This is a genomic window from Xanthomonas campestris pv. phormiicola (assembly GCA_025666215.1).
GTDB lineage: Bacteria > Pseudomonadota > Gammaproteobacteria > Xanthomonadales > Xanthomonadaceae > Xanthomonas_A > Xanthomonas_A campestris_A.
In genome coordinates this window covers 4,903,850-4,923,044 of the sequence record CP102593.1, presented here as the reverse complement: position 1 = coordinate 4,923,044, position 19,195 = coordinate 4,903,850, and the positions used below count along the sequence as shown (strand labels likewise).

21 protein-coding genes and 2 tRNA genes are annotated in these 19,195 nt (G+C 68.9%); 14 read left to right on the top strand and 9 right to left on the bottom strand.

The features are described from left to right. Position 1 precedes the first annotated feature (1 nt). The 7 genes from NRY95_20825 (at position 2) to NRY95_20795 (ending at position 5,597) form a co-directional block, all read left to right on the top strand. The gene (locus tag NRY95_20825) at positions 2–1,072 is read left to right on the top strand and encodes a beta-eliminating lyase-related protein (GenBank protein ID UYC16094.1); all 1,071 of its coding nucleotides are present in this window, start codon (positions 2–4) and stop codon (positions 1,070–1,072) included. Positions 1,073–1,092: 20 nt separating this feature from the next. Then, positions 1,093–1,869 carry an SIMPL domain-containing protein gene (locus tag NRY95_20820; protein UYC18654.1) on the top strand — a complete coding sequence of 259 codons (777 nt, stop codon included), beginning with the start codon at positions 1,093–1,095 and terminating at the stop codon, positions 1,867–1,869. 10 nt (positions 1,870–1,879) lie between these two features. Then, positions 1,880–2,458 (top strand): aminodeoxychorismate/anthranilate synthase component II, encoded by a 579-nt coding sequence (locus tag NRY95_20815; GenBank protein ID UYC16093.1) that lies wholly within the window; start codon positions 1,880–1,882, stop codon positions 2,456–2,458. 2 nt (positions 2,459–2,460) lie between these two features. After that, entirely contained in the window at positions 2,461–2,820 is a 360-nt protein-coding gene (locus tag NRY95_20810; protein UYC16092.1) for a hypothetical protein, read from the top strand. A 16-nt stretch (positions 2,821–2,836) separates the two neighbouring features. Next, positions 2,837–3,916 carry an anthranilate phosphoribosyltransferase gene (gene trpD / locus NRY95_20805; GenBank protein UYC16091.1) on the top strand — a complete coding sequence of 360 codons (1,080 nt, stop codon included), beginning with the start codon at positions 2,837–2,839 and terminating at the stop codon, positions 3,914–3,916. Between the two features lie 176 nt (positions 3,917–4,092). Further along, positions 4,093–4,890, top strand: a complete 798-nt coding sequence (gene trpC / locus NRY95_20800; protein UYC16090.1) for an indole-3-glycerol phosphate synthase TrpC — start codon at positions 4,093–4,095, stop codon at positions 4,888–4,890. Continuing rightward, positions 4,887–5,597 carry a haloacid dehalogenase-like hydrolase gene (locus NRY95_20795; protein UYC16089.1) on the top strand — a complete coding sequence of 237 codons (711 nt, stop codon included), beginning with the start codon at positions 4,887–4,889 and terminating at the stop codon, positions 5,595–5,597. Before trpC ends, NRY95_20795 begins: the two co-directional genes overlap by 4 nt. Before the next feature lie 30 nt (positions 5,598–5,627). Here NRY95_20795 and NRY95_20790 read toward each other — a convergent pair whose 3' ends face one another. The 3 genes from NRY95_20790 to crp all read right to left on the bottom strand — a co-directional run bounded on the left by NRY95_20790 (position 5,628) and on the right by crp (position 8,396). Further along, a complete protein-coding gene (locus NRY95_20790; protein UYC16088.1) occupies positions 5,628–6,647 on the bottom strand; it encodes a glycoside hydrolase family 5 protein in 1,020 nt (339 codons plus the stop codon). A gap of 252 nt (positions 6,648–6,899) precedes the next feature. Beyond that, entirely contained in the window at positions 6,900–7,658 is a 759-nt protein-coding gene (locus NRY95_20785; GenBank protein ID UYC16087.1) for a sulfite exporter TauE/SafE family protein, read from the bottom strand. A gap of 48 nt (positions 7,659–7,706) precedes the next feature. Further along, positions 7,707–8,396 carry a cAMP-activated global transcriptional regulator CRP gene (gene crp, locus NRY95_20780; GenBank protein UYC16086.1) on the bottom strand — a complete coding sequence of 230 codons (690 nt, stop codon included), beginning with the start codon at positions 8,394–8,396 and terminating at the stop codon, positions 7,707–7,709. 149 nt (positions 8,397–8,545) lie between these two features. Here crp and speD point away from each other — a divergent pair, with 149 nt between their 5' ends. After that, positions 8,546–9,340 (top strand): adenosylmethionine decarboxylase, encoded by a 795-nt coding sequence (gene speD / locus NRY95_20775; protein UYC16085.1) that lies wholly within the window; start codon positions 8,546–8,548, stop codon positions 9,338–9,340. Between the two features lie 119 nt (positions 9,341–9,459). Continuing rightward, positions 9,460–9,777: a multidrug efflux SMR transporter gene (locus NRY95_20770; GenBank protein ID UYC16084.1), complete on the top strand. Its 318-nt coding sequence runs from the start codon at positions 9,460–9,462 to the stop codon at positions 9,775–9,777. 93 nt (positions 9,778–9,870) lie between these two features. Here NRY95_20770 and NRY95_20765 read toward each other — a convergent pair whose 3' ends face one another. Both NRY95_20765 and coq7 read right to left on the bottom strand, forming a co-directional pair. Then, positions 9,871–10,410 carry a hypothetical protein gene (locus tag NRY95_20765; GenBank protein ID UYC16083.1) on the bottom strand — a complete coding sequence of 180 codons (540 nt, stop codon included), beginning with the start codon at positions 10,408–10,410 and terminating at the stop codon, positions 9,871–9,873. A gap of 163 nt (positions 10,411–10,573) precedes the next feature. Then, on the bottom strand, positions 10,574–11,218 hold the full coding sequence (coq7, locus tag NRY95_20760; protein ID UYC16082.1) for a 2-polyprenyl-3-methyl-6-methoxy-1,4-benzoquinone monooxygenase: 645 nt from the start codon (positions 11,216–11,218) through the stop codon (positions 10,574–10,576). Positions 11,219–11,431: 213 nt separating this feature from the next. Here coq7 and rplM point away from each other — a divergent pair, with 213 nt between their 5' ends. Both rplM and rpsI read left to right on the top strand, forming a co-directional pair. Then, positions 11,432–11,860, top strand: a complete 429-nt coding sequence (gene rplM, locus NRY95_20755) for a 50S ribosomal protein L13 (GenBank protein ID UYC16081.1) — start codon at positions 11,432–11,434, stop codon at positions 11,858–11,860. Between the two features lie 2 nt (positions 11,861–11,862). Further along, the gene (gene rpsI / locus NRY95_20750; protein ID UYC16080.1) at positions 11,863–12,255 is read left to right on the top strand and encodes a 30S ribosomal protein S9; all 393 of its coding nucleotides are present in this window, start codon (positions 11,863–11,865) and stop codon (positions 12,253–12,255) included. A gap of 442 nt (positions 12,256–12,697) precedes the next feature. Here the strand turns inward: rpsI and NRY95_20745 are convergent. Together NRY95_20745 and NRY95_20740 are read right to left on the bottom strand one after the other, a co-directional pair. Continuing rightward, positions 12,698–12,772, bottom strand: a tRNA-Gln gene (locus NRY95_20745). A gap of 44 nt (positions 12,773–12,816) precedes the next feature. Continuing rightward, positions 12,817–12,893, bottom strand: a tRNA-Met gene (locus NRY95_20740). Positions 12,894–13,013: 120 nt separating this feature from the next. On the opposite strand from NRY95_20740, the gene NRY95_20735 reads away from it, so the two are divergent. The 3 genes from NRY95_20735 (at position 13,014) to bfr (ending at position 14,499) form a co-directional block, all read left to right on the top strand. Beyond that, complete coding sequence (locus NRY95_20735; protein ID UYC16079.1) at positions 13,014–13,625, top strand: RNA pyrophosphohydrolase; 612 nt, start codon at positions 13,014–13,016, stop codon at positions 13,623–13,625. A gap of 79 nt (positions 13,626–13,704) precedes the next feature. Then, the gene (locus tag NRY95_20730; protein ID UYC18653.1) at positions 13,705–13,914 is read left to right on the top strand and encodes a (2Fe-2S)-binding protein; all 210 of its coding nucleotides are present in this window, start codon (positions 13,705–13,707) and stop codon (positions 13,912–13,914) included. A gap of 114 nt (positions 13,915–14,028) precedes the next feature. Continuing rightward, positions 14,029–14,499: a bacterioferritin gene (gene bfr, locus NRY95_20725; protein UYC16078.1), complete on the top strand. Its 471-nt coding sequence runs from the start codon at positions 14,029–14,031 to the stop codon at positions 14,497–14,499. Between the two features lie 283 nt (positions 14,500–14,782). On the opposite strand, the gene NRY95_20720 is transcribed toward bfr, so the two are convergent. Further along, positions 14,783–17,242 (bottom strand): ATP-binding protein, encoded by a 2,460-nt coding sequence (locus NRY95_20720; GenBank protein ID UYC18652.1) that lies wholly within the window; start codon positions 17,240–17,242, stop codon positions 14,783–14,785. 35 nt (positions 17,243–17,277) lie between these two features. Then, on the bottom strand, positions 17,278–19,179 hold the full coding sequence (locus NRY95_20715; protein ID UYC16077.1) for an EAL domain-containing protein: 1,902 nt from the start codon (positions 19,177–19,179) through the stop codon (positions 17,278–17,280). Positions 19,180–19,195 lie beyond the last annotated feature (16 nt).

Here is a 19,195-nt window from a genome sequence, read left to right as displayed (position 1 = left end):
CGTGTCCGCGCCGAGCCCGCGGATCAGCTTCCGCAACGACTACAGCGAAGGCGCGCATCCGCGCCTGCTGGCCGCATTGGCCGCGGCCAGCGCCGAGCAGAACGGCGGCTACGGCCTGGACCGGCACAGCGAACGCGCCGCGCAGCTGATCCGCGGCGAGATCGCCTGCGCGCACGCCGACGTGCACCTGCTGGTCGGCGGCACCCAGACCAACCTGGCCGCGATCGGCGCCTTTCTGCGTCCGCACCAGGCGGTGATCGCCGCCGCCAGCGGGCATATCGCCACGCACGAGACCGGCGCGATCGAGGCCACCGGGCACAAGGTGTTGACCGTGGAGACGGCCGATGGCCGGCTGAGCCCGGCGCTGATCGCGCCGCTGCTGGCCGAGCACGGCAACGAGCACATGGTGCAGCCGCGGTTGGTGTACGTGTCCAACACCACCGAGCTCGGCACCATCTATCGCAAGCATGAACTGCAGGCCTTGCGCGACGCCTGCGACGCGCATGGGCTGTGGCTGTTCCTGGACGGCGCGCGCATCGGCAGCGCATTGACCGCCGAGGGCAACGACCTGAGCCTGGCCGATGTCGCCGCGCTGACCGATGCGTTCTATATCGGCGGCACCAAGAACGGCGCGCTGCTCGGCGAGGCGCTGGTGATCGTCAATCCGGCATTGCAGTCGGATTTCCGCTACCTGCTCAAGCAGCGCGGCGCGCTGCTGGCCAAGGGCATGGTGCTGGGCACGCAGTTCGCCGCACTGTTCGAGGACGGCCTGTTCTACGAACTGGCCGCGCATGCCAACCGCATGGCCGCGTGCCTGCGCGTGGGCCTGGCCGCGGCCGGTGCGCAGTTCGCGTCGGATTCGCCGACCAACCAGCTGTTCGTGACGCTGCCGGCCGACGCCGTCGAGGCCTTGGCGCAGCGCTACGACTTCGAGCGCTGGCAGGCGCTGGCCGACGGCCGCTGGGTGATCCGTTTCGTGACCTCATGGGCCACGCAGGCCGATGCGGTCGACGCGCTGTGCCGCGATTTCGCCGCGCTTTCGTACCCCGGCGCGCAGCGCGCGGCCGGCTGACAGTCACCAAGGAGAGGAAGATGAAGACGAATACGCTCGGTCGCTGGGTCATCGCCGCGCTGCTGGCGCTGCCGTCATTCGCCAGCGCGCAGGTCAACAGCCTGCCGTCGCAGCCGCACCTGCTGGTCAAGGGCGAGGCGCAGCGCGAGGTGGTGCCGGATCGCTTCGGGGTCAAGATCACGCTGAGCGCAGTGGATGCCGACCCGGGTGCGGCGCGCAAGCGCGTGCAGGCCAATGCGGCGAACGTACTGGCTGCATTCAAGCAGCAGCATGCGCTTGCCGACAGCGTGCAGGCGACCACGCTGTCGATCCAGCCAGAGCGGCGCTACGAAGACAACAGGCAAGTCTTCGAAGGGACCCGGGTGCAGCGGACCTTGTCCGCCGACTTCGGTTCGCTGGATGACGTACGCGGCTTGCTAGGCAAGCTCAGCACCAGTGAAGAACTGCAGGTGTCCGGCATCGCACCGCACTACAGCGGTGAGACTGCGTTGCGCGCCGAGCTCAAGCGCCAGGCGGCCGAGCAGACCCGCACCTCGGCGCAGGCACTGGCCAAGGCTTACGGCGTACGCCTGGGCAGCCTGTACACCATCTCTGAGGTTGCGCCGAACTTCGCCTACGGTATCCAGGCCGGCCGCTGGCCGACAGAGCGGGTCGCCCTGCAGGTAGCGAGTGCGCCGGCTGGGCCGCGATTGGATTTCGCAGAACCTCGTGCCGCCGATGGCGTGGCCGAATCCCTCGAAGCCGGCAGCCTCACCCTTTCCGAAAACGTCTATGCGGTCTTCCTGATCGCGCAATGAGTCCCTCGCCATGCTGCTGATGCTCGACAACTACGACAGCTTCACCTACAACCTCGTGCAGTACCTGCAGGCGCTCGGCGCCGAGGTCAAGGTGGTGCGCAACGACGCGCTCAGCGTGGACGAGATCGAGCGCCTGGCGCCGCAGCGCATCGTGATCTCGCCCGGCCCGTGCACGCCGAACGAGGCCGGCGTGTCGCTGCAGCTGATCGAACGGCTCGGCCAGCGCACGCCGATCCTCGGCGTATGCCTGGGCCACCAGAGCATCGGCCAGGCCTACGGCGGCCAGGTGGTGCGCGCCGGCACCATCATGCATGGCAAGACCTCGCGCATCCGCCACGAGGGCCGCGGCGTGTTCGCCGGATTGCCGGACCGCTACGAGGCTACCCGCTACCACTCGCTGGTGGTGGAGAAGACCACGCTGCCGGACTGTCTGGAGGTCACCGCCTGGACCGAGCACGAGGACGGCAGCATCGAGGAGATCATGGGCCTGCGCCACCGCGAGTTTCCGGTGGAGGGCGTGCAGTTCCATCCCGAGTCCATCCTCACCGAGCACGGCCACGCGCTGCTGAAGAACTTCCTGGAGCGATGAGCATGCGTCTGTTCCCCTCGCGCGTGGTGATTGCTGTGATCGCATTGCTGGCGTGCGCTCCGTGTTTCGCGGCGCCCGCGGCCAAGCCGGCCGCGCCGCAATGCGCTGCGGAGGCGCTGAAGCAGGCCGCCAAGCTGCTCGCCTTCCACTCCGGCAACGACGAGCGCGCCGAAGTCGGCGACGAAGTCGAACGGCTGCCGTCCATCGTCAATCCGGCCAACCCCAGGCAGCGCTTCGAGGTGCTGCAGGTGTGGGGATCCATCTACAAGGGCGAGTACCGCATGCGCCTGCTCTACTACCCGATGCGAGACGGTGACTGCGTGCTGATGGGCCAGGAAATCCTCGAGCACGCCAGTCTTTGAACGTCCAGGAACCGCCATGACGCTGACCCCCCAGCAAGCCCTGCAACGCACCATCGAACACCGCGAGATCTTCCACGACGAGATGGTCGGGCTGATGCGGCAGATCATGCGCGGCGAAGTGTCGCCGATGATGACCGCGGCGATCCTCACCGGGCTGCGGGTGAAGAAGGAGACGATCGGCGAGATCGCCGGCGCGGCCGCGGTGATGCGCGAGTTCTCGCGCACCGTCGAGGTCGCCGACCGCACCCACATGGTCGATATCGTCGGCACCGGCGGCGATGGCTCGCACACCTTCAACATCTCCACCTGCGCGATGTTCGTGGCCGCGGCGGCCGGCGCCAAGGTGGCCAAGCACGGCAACCGCAGCGTCTCCTCCAAGTCCGGCAGCGCCGACGCGCTGGAAGCGCTGGGCGCGGCGATCGAGCTGCAGCCCGAGCAGGTGGCGCAGGCGCTGGCCGCCACCGGCATCGGCTTCATGTACGCGCCGGTGCACCATCCGGCGATGAAGGTGGTGGCGCCGGTGCGGCGCGAGATGGGGGTGCGCACCATCTTCAACATCCTCGGTCCGCTGACCAACCCGGCCGGTTCGCCGAACATCCTGATGGGCGTGTTCCACCCCGACCTGGTCGGCATCCAGGCGCGCGTGCTGCACGAGCTGGGCGCCGAGCGCGCGCTGGTGGTGTGGGGCCGCGACGGCATGGACGAACTCTCGCTGGGCGCCGGCACCCTGGTCGGCGAGCTGCGCGACGGCCAGGTGCGCGAGTACGAAGTGCATCCGGAGGACTTCGGCATCGCCATGTCGGCCAGCCGCAACCTCAAGGTGGCCGACGCCGCCGAATCGATGGCGATGCTGCTCGGCGTGCTCGACAACGTGCCCGGGCCGGCGCTGGACATCGTCGCCTTCAACGCCGGCGCGGCGCTGTACGTGGCCGGTGTGGCGGCCGAGATCGGCGCCGGCATCGGCTTGGCACGCGCGGCGATCGCCGATGGCCGCGCACGCGCCAAGCTGGATGCGTATGTGGCGTGCACGCGGCGGTTGGCTGCTGGTCGGGACTCGGGACTCGGGACTCGGGACCCGGAGAGTCCCGCCGCCTGAAGGGTGCGCGCGCACCATGCCGCACGCGTGTCCTTCGCGCTTGCCAAGAACGAAACGCCGCCTACGCTGTTGCCGAGTCCCGAGTCCCGAGTCCCGAGTCCCGCCAGCCCCCCCGCAGTCACGACCGCTGCGCCCAACTTGGCCGATAATGGCCGGCCCCAGGATCCGAACCGCCAATGAGCAGCGACATCCTCCGCACCATTCTCGCCCGCAAGGTCGAAGAGATCGCCGACCGCAGCGCGCGCGTGCCGCTGGCCGACCTGGTCGCGCGCGCCGAGGCGGCGCCGCCGGTACGCGGTTTCGCCCGTGCGCTGCAGGCCGCGATCGCCGACGGCGGACCGGCGGTGATCGCCGAGGTCAAGAAGGCCAGCCCGTCCAAGGGCGTGATCCGGCCCGACTTCCACCCGGCCGACATCGCGGTCAGCTACGAGTTCGGCGGCGCCGCCTGTCTGTCGGTGCTGACCGACGTGGACTTCTTCCAGGGCCACGACCGCTACCTGCAGCAGGCGCGCGAGGCATGCACGCTGCCGGTGCTGCGCAAGGACTTCACCGTCGACCCGTACCAGGTGTACGAGGCGCGCGTGCTCGGCGCCGACTGCATCCTGCTGATCGTCGCCGCGCTGGACGACCTGCAGCTGGCCGAGCTGTCGGCGCTGGCGCTGCAACTGGGCATGGACGTGCTGGTCGAGGTGCACGACATCGACGAACTGGAGCGCGCCATCCAGGTGCCGGTGCCGCTGATCGGCATCAACAACCGCAACCTGCGCACCTTCGAGGTGTCGCTGCAGACCACGCTGGCGATGCGCGACGCGGTGCCGCGCGACCGCCTGCTGGTCACCGAGAGCGGCATCCTTGGCCCGGCCGACGTGGCGACGATGCGCGACGCCGGCGTGCACGCATTCCTGGTCGGCGAGGCCTTCATGCGCGCCGAGGAACCCGGTGAGGCGCTGCGCCAGCTGTTCTTCGAGCCATGACCGGCGCCTATCCCGCGCCACGCGCCGATGCGCCGCTGGTGGTGTTCGATTTCGACCACACGCTCTATGACGGCGACTCGGGCAGCCATCTGTTCGCCTGGCTGATCCGGCGCAATCCGGTGCGCCTGGCCGCTGCGCTGCTGGCCACGCCGCTGCTGGGTCCGCTGGTGGCGATGCTGCCGACCCGGCGCGCCGGCATTTCCGGCTATGTGTGGATCGCCAGCTTCGGCCTGCACCGCGCCCGCGAGTTCAACCGGGTGATCGACCAGTACGTGCTGCAGCACGAAGCGCAGATCCGCCAGCGGCTGCTGCCGCAGGCGCTGGCGGTGTTCGCCCGGCACCGCGCCGCCGGCGACCGGGTGGTGGTCGCCACCGGCGCGCCGCCGGAACTGGCGCGCGCCATCCTCGGCTTCGTCGCCCACCAGGACGTGCCGGTGGTCGGCAGCCTGATCGGCCCGCGGCTGGGCGCGGTCACCGCCACCCGCCACTGCCACAACGAAGAGAAGATGCGCATGCTGCGCGAGCTGGGCTATGGCGAGATCGCCACCGCCTACTCCGACAGCACCGCCGACCTGCCGCTGCTGCACGCCGCCGCGGTGCCGGTGGTGGTCAATCCCAAGGCCGCGGCCGTGGCCCGCTTCCGCCGCGAACTGCCGTCCGGCACGCCGATCCTGAACTGGGGTTGCCGCGACCGCGCCGGCGACTAGCGCGTTACTGGCCTATCGCCGCCGGCGCAGTCAATGGCTGCGCCCGGAATACGCGCTGTCGCTGGACACCAGCGCCCGGTGGAGCGGTTCGATCCAACGCCCATGGTCGATGTCGTAGGTCCCGAAGCTGCCCTCGAATTGCCAATACGCCCAAGCGAAATGGCGTTTCTCGGCGGCGTTGACCACCGCCGTGGTCCAGGCCAGGCGATCCGCGGCCGGTGCCTTTTCGTAGGTCCCGAATTCGCCCAGCAGAATCTGGCGATGATGGGCCGTCGCCCAGTCCGCGATCGCATCGAACTGGCGATAGAGCTTTGCCCGGTCGGCCTTGCCGCCCCAGGAGACGCCGCTGCTGTCCTTTATTTCGGTGCGCACCCACGGCGCGCCTTGATGGGTGAAAGCGAACGGGTTGTAGTAGTGGACAGTGACCAGGATGTTGGGATCGTCTTCGGGCAGGCGCAGATCGCCGAGCGCGCTGAAATAGTTGCCGTTCGCCGGGCCGATCACCACCGTTCGCTCTGGATTTTCCCGGCGGATGATCTGCAGCGCATCGCCCAGCAGGGCGTTCCAGTTGGCGCTGGTCAGTTCGCCGTTGGGTTCGTTCAGTATCTCGAACAGCACCGAGGGCGGGGCGTTGCGGTAGCGCGTGGCGATCTGGCTCCAGAACGCCAGGAGCCTGACCCGGCAGTCCGCCGCGTCGTGGGCGCAGGGGTGGAAGTCGTGTTCGTCGAGGATCACGTTCAGGCCGGCCTCGCTGGCCTGTGTCACCTCTGTATCCAGGGTGTGCAGCCAGGCCGGATCGAGCCGGTTCGAGCCGTCCATGTGCGCGAACGCCTGGAGATTGATGCGCACGGTCCGGAAGCCCCCGTCGCGGATCACCCGGTACAGCACAGGGCGGAAGCGCGCCTTTGCCGGGTCGGTCCACAGAGGGTCGTAGCCGAGCACATTGACCCCGCGGCCCAGCCGGGCGAAGGCATCGGCATGTGCCGACGGCATCAGGAGCGCCAAGTACGCCACCGCGGCGATGCTGAGGATTCTGATGGTGCGGTTCATCGCGCTCTCGCCAGCCAGGGACTCGAAGCTGTTTCGATGCCGGATCGCGACAGTCCGCCTGGACGGCTGCGCCCGAACCGCGCGCTGGCGACATCGACGCTGCCGATCATCGCGCGCATCGACGCGAACAATCGGAACCTCCAATAAACACGACCGCACCGCGCAGTTCCGCAAGCAGGGGCGTTGCGCGTTACGCCAGGCCGCTTGCCTGCACTTTCCGCATGCCGACACGGCGTTTGAGTGCGCCGACCGCTAGGCCCACCAGCGAGACAGCGCGCTGCCGATCTGGGACAGGCTGATCCCGAGCACCAGCACGCCGACCGCCACCAGCACCCAGCGTTCGCGCACGCGCTTGACCAGCACCGCCGCCAGCGGCGCGGCCAGCATGCCGCCGACCAGCAGCCCGAGCACGATGTCCAGGTGCTGGACGCCCATCGTCAGCAGGAAGGTCAGCGAGATCGACAGCGTCACCAGGAATTCGGCGGCGTTGACCGTGCCGATCGTGGTGCGCGCCTGGCCGCCGCGCGCCAGCAGGGTCGAGGTCGCCACCGGTCCCCAGCCGCCACCGCCGCTGGCGTCGAGCAGGCCGGCGACGAAGCCCAGCAGCGGCACCCGTTGCACCTGCTGCGGCGGCAGCGCACGGCCGGCGGCGCGCAGCAGGATCAGCACCGCCAGGCCCAGCAGATACAGATGCACGAACGGACGGATCACATCGCCCGGCAGCTGGGTCAGCACATAGGCGCCGAGGATGCCGCCGGCCATGCCCGGCAGCGCCAGGCGCAGGAACAGGCGCTTGTCGACATTGCCCAGCGCCAGGTGCGACAGGCCCGAGGCGCCGCTGGTGAAGACTTCGGCGCTGTGCACGCTGGCGCTGACCGCCGCCGGCGGCAGGCCCATGCTCAGCAGGACGGAAGAGGACACCAGGCCGAAGGCCATGCCCAGCGCACCATCGACCAGCTGCGCCGCCAGGCCGACCAGCACGAACCAATAGAACGTCTCGCTCAGGACCATCGCGGGGGGCCGCCGCCGCCAGCGCGGCGCGCGGTCGCGGCCTTGCGCTCAGCGCGCGCCGTACAGCACCACGGTCTTGCCGCGGGCGTGCAGCAGGCCGTCGACCTGCAGCTTCTTCAGCACCCGCCCGGCCATCTCGCGCGAGCAGCCGACCAGCCGCGCCAGCTCCTGCCGCGACACGCGCAGCTGCATGCCCTGCGGGTGGCTCATCGCCTCCGGTTCCTGCGCCAGGTCGTGCAGGGTGCGCACGATGCGGTCGGTGACGTCCAGGAACGCCAGGCGGCTGGCCTTGCGCGAGGTGTCGAGCAGGCGCTTGGACAGCTGCACGCCGATCGCGTACAGCACCCGCGGCGCATCCGCCGACAGCGAGCCCAGGAACAGCTGGTGCAGCCGTTCGTAGCTGATCTCGGCCAGTTCGCACGGGGTGCGGGTGCGCAGGATCACCTCGCGCTGGTCCGATTCGATGAACAGGCCCATCTCGCCGACGAACTCGCCGCTGCCGAAATAGCCCAGCACCAGCTCGCGGTCGTCATCTTCCTCGGCGATGATGCTGACCGAGCCGCTGACGACGTAGTACAGGGTGCCGGCCGGATCGCCGGGCCTGAACACGTCGGTCCGCGCCGGATAGCGACGCCGATGGCTGTGCGCCAGGAAGCGGTCGATGGTGGCGGTGTCCAACGTCAGAGGACTTGGAGCGATGCGCACAGGGGTTGCAGTGGAGGTGTTTCCGGGACTCATGGCGGCTTCGCTACTACGTGAGTCCCGAAGCTTAACGGGACGCGTTGTCTGCGGCAAACGAGCGCCAATCCCCACGTTTCGCTACGGGCGCGTTTGGCCCATAATTGCTGCCCTTTCTACCCCATCCATCTTTTAGAGGATTCACGCCCGTGGTCAAGCCGTTGCCTCGCCTGAGGCTGCAAGGTTTCAACAACCTCACCAAGGCGTTGAGCTTCAACATCTACGACGTCTGCTACGCGGTTTCGGAAGAGGAGCGCCAGCGCTACATCGAGTACATCGACGAGCAGTACGACGCCGACCGGCTGACCGAGATCCTCACCGATGTGGCCGAGATCATCGGCGCCAACATCCTCAACATCGCGCGCCAGGACTACGATCCGCAGGGCGCCTCGGTGACCATCCTGATCTCCGAAGAGCCGGTGATCGACAAGAAGCTGGCCGGCAAGGAGATCATCTCCGACGCGGTGGTCGCGCACATGGACAAGAGCCACATCACCGTCCATACCTACCCGGAAACCCACCCGCAGCACGGCATCGCGACCTTCCGCGCCGACATCGACGTGGCCACCTGCGGGGTGATCTCGCCGCTGAAGGCGCTCAATTACCTGATCGAGCGGCTGGAATCGGACATCGTGATCATGGATTACCGCATCCGTGGCTTCACCCGCGACGTGAAGGGCAAGAAGCACTACATCGATCACAAGATCAATTCGATCCAGAACTTCCTGGCCAAGAACATCAAGGCGCGCTACGAGATGTTCGACGTCAACGTCTACCAGGAGAACATCTTCCACACCAAGATGCACCTGAAGGACTTCGACCTGGACCAGTACCTGTTCGAGGAAAAGGCCAAGAACCTGTCGTTCAAGGAGCGCATGCGCATCGAGGCGCTGCTCAAGCGCGAGATCGAGGAACTGTTCCACGGTCGCAATCTGGCCGAGTAGCACGTCACATTCGGCGGGACGGCCCGCCCCGCAGCGTTTGCGCTGCGAACCCTGCCGACGGCGGCCCGATGTGTAGACATCGGGCCGTTTTTGTTTTCATTTGTCTACGGAGACAGACAATGCCATGGATCTACCTGCTGCTCGCCGGCCTGTTCGAAATCGGCTTCGCGCTCGGCCTCAAGTACAGCGAAGGCTTCACCCGGTTGTGGCCGACGCTGGGCACGCTGGCCGGCGCCGGCATCAGCCTGTGGCTGCTGACCCAGGCCTTGAAGCACATCCCGCTGGGCACGGCGTATGCGATCTGGACCGGGATCGGCGCATTGGGCACCGCGGCGCTGGGCATCGCGCTGTTCGGCGACAGCGCCGCGCCGGCGCGGCTGGCCTGCATCGGCCTGATCGTGGCCGGCGTGACCGGCCTGAAGCTGGTCCAGTCCTGAGTGCTGCCGGGGCGCAGCCCGAGAAGAAGGGGTGCCTCAAAGAGTAAAGAGTGCGCAGCTGCGTCGGTTCGGCGCTCGCCGCCCGCGAACGGCTCAGGCCACGGCGGGACGGCGTGCGCCAAGCACGCGTCCGATCAGCACTTGGTGCGCGGCCGCGGCCAGCAATGCGGCGATCGACAGCGCGATCGCCAGGCGGGTCAGCACGCCGCCGAGGTTGCCGGCGTGCTGCAACTGGTCCAGGCGGCCGAAGCGCGACGGGTCGGCATTGGCGTAGGCGATCTCCACCGTCGCGCCGTCGAGCAGCAGCGGCGCGGCCTCGGCGCCGCTGGCCTCGAACGTGCCGCGGTGCAGCCGGCCCTTGCTCTCGAAGACATAGTGGAAGCGGTAGTGCACCAGCGGCTCGGCGTGCACGCCGAAGGCGCCGTCGGCGATCACCGGCACCGTGGCCACCGAGTGGTCGGACAGGATCGCGCTGGCGTGGCGGTAGTCGCCGAGCAGGTGGTACAGCAGGGCGCCGCCACCGAGCGCGAACAGGCTGGCGAACAGCAGGCGCGAGAGCCAGCGGGTCAGTGGCGAGGGAATGTGGCTGGCGCGTGCGGGCATGTCGGTCGGAAAGGCGAGCGCAAGCGGCATGGCTCGGCGCAATGGCGCATCGGGTGCAGGCGGTGCCGGGATGGAACCGCCGGTCGCTGGAACAGGGAAGGCCGACGTGGAATCAGTCAGCATTCGTTCACTTTAACCCGAATGCGCCGGCAACGCCAGCGCGACCGTCCGCGGCATGCGCGGCGCGCCCCGCTCAAAGCCGGTAGGCGACCGCTTTCATCAGCCGCGACGCGGCGGCCATCAGGGTCGGAATCGGCGCCGGCAAGCGCCGCGCACCGGCCTGTTCGGCATGCTCGGCATGGCGCGCCTCGTCGGCCTTCATCACCTTCAGCACGTCGCGGCTGCGCAGGTCGGCCGGCGGCAGCGTCTGCAGGTGCTCGTCCAGATGCGCCTCGACCTGGCGTTCGGTCTCCACCACGAAGCCGAGGTTCCAGCCGTCGCCACGCAGCCCGGCCAGGGTGCCGATCGCATAGCTGCCGGCGTACCAGACCGGGTTGAACAGACTCGGGCGGCTGTCCAGTTCGCGCAGCCGCGCCGCGCACCAGGCCAGATGGTCGGTCTCTTCCTGTGCCGCCTCCAGCAGGTGCGCGCGGGTCGCCGGATCGCGGGCGACCGCGGCCTGGCCGAAGTACAGGCCCTGTGCGCAGACCTCGCCGACATGGTTGATGCGCATCAATCCGGCGGCGTGGCGGCGTTCGTCCGGCGCCAGCACCACGTCGGCGGTGGCCGCGGCCGGGTAGGGGCGCTGTGCCGGCGGATTGCCGAACACCGTCTCCAGCGCGCGCTGGGCCTCGACCAGGGCGCGGTCGAGCGGGGTATGCAGGCGGGGAGCCGTCATCGAGGGGCCGGGAGAGATGGGGGAGTCGATTTTCCCCTCGGGCCGCCGCGATGCCAAGCGCGGCGGCCGTGCCTGGCGGCCTTGGCAGGGGTGGACTTGCAAGCGGCAGCGGCGGCGCGTAGAATTTCGCCTCTTGCGTTTTTGCAATTCACAACGCGTGGCAAAGTTCAGGCAGCGTGCTGCCGGAATCCGCCCGACCAACCGAGTCTTCCAATGAGCACCTTCACCGCTAAGTCCGAGACCGTCCAGCGCGACTGGTATCTCGTCGACGCCGCCGGCAAAACGCTGGGCCGGCTTTCCACCGAATTGGCCCGCCGTCTGCGCGGCAAGCACAAGCCGGTCTATACCCCGCACGTCGATACCGGCGATTACCTGGTGGTGATCAACGCCGAGAAGATCACGGTCACCGGCAACAAGCTCAACGACAAGAAGTACCACCGCTTCACCGGCTACATCGGCAACCTGAAGACCGAGACCTTGGCGCAGGCGCTGGAGCGTCATCCCGAGCGCGTCATCGAGATCGCGGTCAAGGGCATGCTGCCGAAGGGTCCGCTGGGTCGCGCCATGTACCGCAAGCTCAAGGTCTACAAGGGCTCCGAGCATCCGCATACCGCCCAGCAGCCGCAAGTTCTGGATATCTAATCATGGCGATCACGCAAAACTACGGCACCGGCCGCCGCAAGTCCTCCACCGCCCGCGTGTTCCTGCGCAAGGGCACCGGCAACATCACCGTCAACAACCGTCCGCTGGACGAGTTCTTCGGCCGTGAGACCGCGCGCATGATCGTGCGCCAGCCGCTGGAGCTGACCAAGAACACCGAGAGCTTCGACATCTTCGTCACCGCCGCTGGCGGCGGCACCACCGGCCAGGCCGGTGCGATCCGCCTGGGCATCGCCCGCGCGCTGGTCGAGTACGACGAAACCCTGAAGTCCGAGCTGCGCAAGGCCGGCTTCATGACCCGCGACGCCCGCGAAGTCGAGCGCAAGAAGGTCGGTCTGCACAAGGCCCGCCGCGCGACCCAGTTCTCCAAGCGCTGATCCACCGCGCCTGGCGTGGAATCCTTCGGGATTCCCCTGGAAAATACGCAAAAGCCCGGCTTCGGCCGGGCTTTTGTCGTTTCGGAGTTCGGGTCCGTGCCTTTGTGGTCGGCGCCCCATCGAGATGGGTCATCCAAGCAGTGGCGACGGTTATGGGTCGCCCGCGTCCGATCCCAGTGCCCAGGGCGATGTGTCACTCAATGGTATTTGCCGCCGGGCACGGCGCCCGCCGAGGCTTTGCGTCCTTTGCGTCCAATCTGCATCAACCGTCTGGTGAAAAGCCCCCTTGGAGTCCAAGGGGGCGCGCCGACAGGCGCGGGGATGTGGGGGCGGAAGGGCTGGTTGCGCAGCAAGGTGTGGGGCGCAGGCGCAACGCGCCTGCGCGAACCCGCAGCCAAACACACAAAAAAGCCGATCTTTCGATCGGCCTTTTTTGTGTGTTTGGCTGCCCCGGATGGATTCGAACCACCGAATGCCTGAGTCAGAGTCAGGTGCCTTACCGCTTGGCGACGGGGCAATGTCGCGAATCGCAATTATCGCACGCCTGCTGCGTGGACACCATGGTGGCTATGGGTGGACTCGAACCACCGACCCCAGCATTATGAGTGCTGTGCTCTAACCGGCTGAGCTACATAGCCTTGGTGAACCGCCAATTCTTATAGTAAATGGGGCGGCTGTCAACGGGTTTTTGCCGCGCTTGTGGGCCGGGCGCAGCCATGGCAGAGTCGGAGCCAGTAGATTTTTCAGGAGTCCGCATCGTGATCGATCCGGACGGTTATCGACCGAACGTGGGCATCGTGCTGATGCGGCCGGACGGTCAGGTGTTCTGGGCACGTCGCGTGCGCCGGGATGGCTGGCAGTTCCCGCAAGGCGGCATGAATACCGACGAGACCCCGGTCGAGGCCATGTACCGCGAGTTGCGTGAAGAGACCGGGCTGTTGCCCGAGCACGTCGACGTGCTCGGCGCCACGCCTGGCTGGCTGCGCTATCGGCTGCCCAGCCGCGCCATCCGCCGCAACGAACGCCAGGTGTGCATCGGCCAGAAGCAGGTCTGGTTCCTGCTGCAGATGCGCTGCGACGAGAGCGAGTTGAACCTGGAGCTGACCGAGACGCCGGAATTCGACCATTGGCGCTGGGTCGACTTCTGGTACCCGGTGGAGCACGTGGTGCTGTTCAAGCGCGGCGTGTACGCCCGCGCGCTGCGGCATCTGGCGCCGTTGGCGCAGAGCATCGCCGGGCCGGGCATCCGCGCCATGCCGACCCTGGCGCAGGAAGCGTGGATGCCCGGCAACAATGCCGGCCACGAGCGCCCGCGCAAGCGTCCGCGCAAGCGTGGCGGTCCCTGGGTCGCCCGTATTAATAACGATTAACACCCGGAATTGACAACCATTCTCACTTTGGGTTGAATGGCGGCAGGTGCAGTCCGCACCGTTCGCCGCCAACGCCATCGTGTACGTCTGTATCTGCAATGGGGTCACCGATCGTCAGATCCGCGAAGCCGCCGACGCCGGCTGCCGCAGCGTGTCCGAACTGACCATGCGCACCGGTTGCGGTGCCAGCTGCGGCTCCTGCCTGGACATGGCCGGCGATCTGCTGCAACGCGCGCTGCGGCGCGACCTGCCGCTGCCCGTGCTGGGCGGCCTGGCCCGCGCCGCCTGAGGCCGCGCGCTGCCGCCGTGCGGATGCGCAGCGGGATGATCACGATTCGCGTTCCTTCACGGCCGCGGCCGATTCGCTAAAGTCTGCGCTTTCCACGCATGGGCGAGCGCTGCGATGAAGGGCGACAGCAAGGTCATCGAGTTCCTCAACAAGGTCCTCTACAACGAGTTGACCGCGATCAACCAGTACTTCCTGCATGCCAAGATGCTGAAGAACTGGGGGCTGAAGGAACTGGCCGAACACGAGTACAAGGAATCGATCGACGAGATGAAGCACGCCGACAAGTTGGCGGACCGCATCCTGTTCCTCGAGGGACTGCCCAACTTCCAGGCGCTGGGCAAGCTGCGCATCGGCGAGAACCCGAAGGAAATCCTCGAGTGCGACCTGGCCCTGGAGCAGGACGGCACCACCACCTTGCGCGAAGGCATCGCCTACGCCGAGTCGATCCAGGACTACGTCAGCCGCCAGCTGCTGGCCGACATCCTGGAGTCGGAGGAAGAGCACATCGACTGGCTGGAAACCCAGCTCGATCTGATCGGCCGCATCGGCGAGCCGAACTACCTGCTGACCAAGCTCGAGGACTGAGCGGCGACGGCGGCTTCTTGCGGCTGACGCCGGCGCTTGCTGGCGGGCGCGCTGGCAGTGCTCTGGTCGCTTTGTCCGGCTTGATGCTCCGTCTTGAGTGGAGTTGCCCGATCCGGGCAAGGAGTCCCGGATCGGGATGTCCCAGCCGCACGCAGAGCGAGGCATGCAGGGCACGGCCGTGGAGCCGTTCCATCAAGGTGTTTGCAGCCGGCTGGGTGGTGCGGGAGCGACTGAAGTCGCTCCCGCGAGGTCCGGTCGACTCTGAAACGGAAAGAAAACCGCCCTACGGCGCGGCGCTTTCCGCGGCATCGCGCAAGGTATTACGGTAGCCCTTCAAGGCCAGCCGGGCACGCGCGAATTCGGCGATGACCAGCGCCACCGCGACTGCGGGACGCTCCAGCTGATGGGCGCGCACGCCGGCTTCGATGCGTGAGGCCGCGGCCGACAGCGCCAGCGCGCCGACGTTGGCGGCCGAGGACTTCAGCGTGTGCGCCGCGTCGCGCAACGGGTCCAGTTGCGGAATCGCGGCGGCCTGCTCCAGGCGCTGGATCAGCTGCGGCGCATCGTCCAGGAACAGTTCGACGATCTGCGCGGTGGTCGCGCTGCCGGCGAGTTCGCGCAATTCGTCGAGCACGGCGATATCCAGCACCGGCAGCGGCGTCGGCGTCGGCGTCGGCGGCAGCATCGGCGCCGCATCGGCGACGATGGCGACGGGCGTTGCCGCGACGTGCGCAGATGGCGGCATCGGCATCTGCACCGGCACTGGCACTGGCACTGGCGGGATCTCCGCCGCATCCGCATCGGTAGCCAACTGGATCGCGGCGGCTGCGGCGGCCGGCGCGGCATCGGCGGCGCGATGCGGCAGCCAGCGTTGCAGGCACTCCGCCAGCTGTTCGCGGTTGACCGGCTTGGACAGGTAGTCGTCCATGCCGGCCTCCAGGCAGCGCTGGCGGTCGCCGGCCATCGCGTTGGCGGTCATCGCCACGATCGGCAGCCGCGGCCGTGCGTCCGCCGCTTCGGACCGGCGCCATTGGCGGGTGGCGGCGTAGCCGTCCAGGACCGGCATCTGGCAGTCCATCAACACCAGGTCGTAGCGCTGCGCGTCCAGTTGCGCCAGCGCGGCGGCGCCGTCGGCGGCGCTGTCGCTGCGGTAGCCGAGCACGTCGAGCAGCTTCTGCGCGACCAGCAGGTTGACCGGGTTGTCCTCGACCAGCAGCAGGCGGTAGTCGGCGGGCGGCGAGGCCGGGGCGGTCGCGGCGTCCAGCGCCGGTTCGCCAGCCGGGGCCGATGTCGGCGCCGGCTCGGCAATGGGCTCGGGTGCGGACGCGGGCGAGAGCAGCGCGGCAAGGGGCGCCGAACCCGCCGCCGGCGCCAGCGCCAGCATGCCGCGCAGGTCCAGGTCGGCCGCCTGCCGCGACAGCAGCGCGCCGTGCGCGCGGATCTCATCGGGAATCTCCACTTCCCCGTACAGCCAGATCAGGCGCACGCCATGCGGCGCCGGCAGGCGCCCGACCGCGCGCTGCAGGGCGCGTGCGCTCTGGCGCAGGCCGTCGAGGTCGCCGATCACCAGGTCGTAGGGCGGCAGCGCGGCGCCGCCGGCGCGCAGCCGCTCCAGCGCTTCCTGGGTCGAGTCGACCTTGCTCAGCTGCACGCCCCAGTTCGGCAGCAGCCCTTTCAGGCGCTGGTACAGGCGCAGGTCGGCGCCGACCAGCAGCGCACGCAGCCGCGGCAGGCCGCCCTGGAGCTGCGGCAGGTCGCCGATCACCTTCAGCAGCGGGATCTCGAACCAGAACGTGGCGCCCTGGTCGCTGCCCGATTCCACGCCGATGCGCCCGCCCATCAGGTCGACGATGCGCTTGCAGATCGCCAGGCCCAGGCCGGTGCCGCCGTACAGGCGGGTGGTGGAGGCATCGGCCTGGGTGAAGGAGCGGAACAGCCGTTCCTGTTGCTCGGCGCTGATGCCGATGCCGGTGTCGCGCACCTCCAGGCGCAGCAGGTGCTGCGCCGGGGTCTCGCCGAGGCGACGCACGCGCAGGTCCACGCCGCCGCGCGCGGTGAACTTGATCGCGTTGCCGATCAGGTTGCTCAGCACCTGCCGCAGCCGTACCGGATCGCCGCGTACCGGCAGGCGCACCGCCGGATCCAGCTGCAGGGTCACGCGCAGGCCCTTGGCCTCGGCCGAGCGCTGCATCAGTTGCAGCACGCCGTCGAGCAGTTCGCGCAGGTTGAAGCTGGTGATCTCCAGCTCCAGCCGGTTCGCTTCCAGCTTGGAGTAGTCGAGGATGTCGTCGACGATGCGCAGCAGTTGCAGCGAGGAGTCGTTGGCGGCGCGCAGCATCTCGCGCTGCTCGCTGCCGAGCTGGCCGCGCGCGATCAGTTCCAGCATCGGAATGATGCCGTTGAGCGGGGTGCGGATCTCGTGGCTCATGGTGGCCAGGAATTCGCCCTTGGCCATCGCCGCGGCCTCGGCGGCCTGCTTGGCCTGCACCAGCTCCCGTTCCAGGCGTTCGCGCAGGTGTACGTCGCGCTGCAGCGCGTCGCGTTCGGATTCGGCCAATGCGGCGCGCGCCAGCGCCGCGTCCAGCGCGCCGGCCTGCTGCTGCGCGCGCCAGCCGGCCACCACCGCCAGCAGCGCGGCGCTGCCGATGCACAGCGGGGCCAGCAGATGCCACGGCGGCGGCGCCAGTACCGGCACCGCCAGCAGCGCGCCGGCGACCGCGCTCGCCGCGCTCGACGCGGCCAGCCACGGCAGGGGCCGGCGCCGGCGTGCGGGCATCGCTACAGCACCGCGTTCTGGAAATCGAAGTTCAGTTCGTCGCCGACCGACTGCACCAGGTTGCCCTGGATGAAATCGACCCCGCCCATCCACATCGCCGCGGCCGCCTGCGCTTCCTCGATCTGCTGGCCGATGATCAGCAGCCCGGCGCGGTGCGCCAGGTCGATCGCGGCGCGCAGCTGGTCGCGCAGTCCGGCATCGGCATGCGCGTTGGCGAAGCGCGCGGACAGGCGCAGGTAGCCCAGCGGCAACTGGTTGAGCAGCGCCTCGGCCTCGGCGCCGGGTTCGAACTGGCTGAGGCAGAACTGCACGCCCAGCGGCATCAGCCGGGCGCAGAACTGCTGCAGCGTCACCGTGTGGATCAGCGCATCGTCCAGGCGCAGGTCGATCACCAGCGAGGTACCGGTGACGCCGCGGCGGCCGATCGCCTCGACCAGCCACTCGGCGAAGGCGCCGCGCGCCAGCGTGCGCGAGGACTGCGACACGAACAGGCGCAGCGGCGGCGTGGCGTGCTGGTACAGGTGCAGCAGGCCGAGCGCGTGGTCCAGCACCTGCTGGTCGAGGTCGGCGATGCGCCCGCCGGCCTCGGCCGCGGGCAACACCTGCCCGGCCGACAGCAGCGTGCCGTCGCGCTGGCGCAGGCGCAGCAGCACCTGGTACTGCGCGGTATCGCCGCCGGCGACGGCGACGATCGGCTGGTAGGCCGGCTCCAGCTGGCCTTCGAACATGGCGATGCGGCCCAGGTCCTCGTCCTCGCGCGGCGGCGCGTACGCGGCCACGCCCTGCGGGTGCAGGCGCGCTTGCAGCGCGGTGCGTTCGACCGCTTCCAGTGCGCTGCCGGCGTCCTCGAACCCTTGCGCCAGGTCGGCATAGCCGATCGCGCAGCGCAGGTGCACGGCTTCGTCGTCGCGCAATGGGAAGGCATGGCTGGCCAGGGCTTCGCGCAAGGCCTGCGCGCGCTGCCGCAGCGCGTCCAGGTCGCTGTCCGCGGCCAGCAGCAGGAAGCTGTTGTCGTTGAGCCGGGCCAGTGGCTGCGGCGCGGTGACGCTGGCCAGGCGGCGCCCGGCCTGGGTCATCAGGCGTTCGAACGCGGCGTAGCCGTAGCGTTCGCGCAGGCCCAGCGCGCTGGCGATCTCGATGAAGAACAGGCCGCCGCCGGCGCGCGTGCGCAGCGACTCGCCGAGCAACTGCAGCACGTGGCTGCGGGTCGGCAGGCCAGTCTCGGGATTGTTCAGCGGCACGCTGTCGCTGGCGCTCTGCTGCGCCTGCTGGCGCGCGCGGCGGATGCGGTTGGAGACCGCGGCGATCAGGTGCCGCGGCCGGATCGGCTTGGTCAGGAAATCGTCGGCGCCGCTGTCGAGCACCTCGTATTGCAGCTCCGGATCCGGGTCGCCGGTCAGGAACACGATCGGCAGCAGCTGGTGCTGCGGTTGCTGGCGGATCAGCGCGGTCAGGCGCATGCCGTCCAGGCCGGGCATGTGCAGGTCCATCAGGATCAGGTCGGGGCGGTAGTCGGCGATCGCCTGCTGCACGCCTTCGGCCTGCATCTCCACCTGCGCCTGCATGCCGGCGCCGTGCAGCACGCTCTGCGCGAACAGGGCCTGCGAGCGGTCGTCCTCGACGATCAGGATGCGATACGGCGCGTCCAGCGGTTGCGGCGGCGCAGCTGCGTCGCTGGCCGCGCTCGGCGCTGCGGGGGGCGCAGTGTGGGGGCCGGCGGCAGCGGCGGCTGTGCCGTCTTCCGCGCTCGGCGCCAGGGCCAGCTCGGGCGCCGGCGCTTGCGGGGCGGGCACGGCGTCGGCGGCCCAGCGCCGCCAGTAGTGCGGCGGCGGGGTCTCGGCACGGACGTTGCGCGAACGCGGTTCGTCGCGGCTGGAAAATGGTGCGGTGTCTCTTGCGGCCATCGCGTCTTTCATCCTG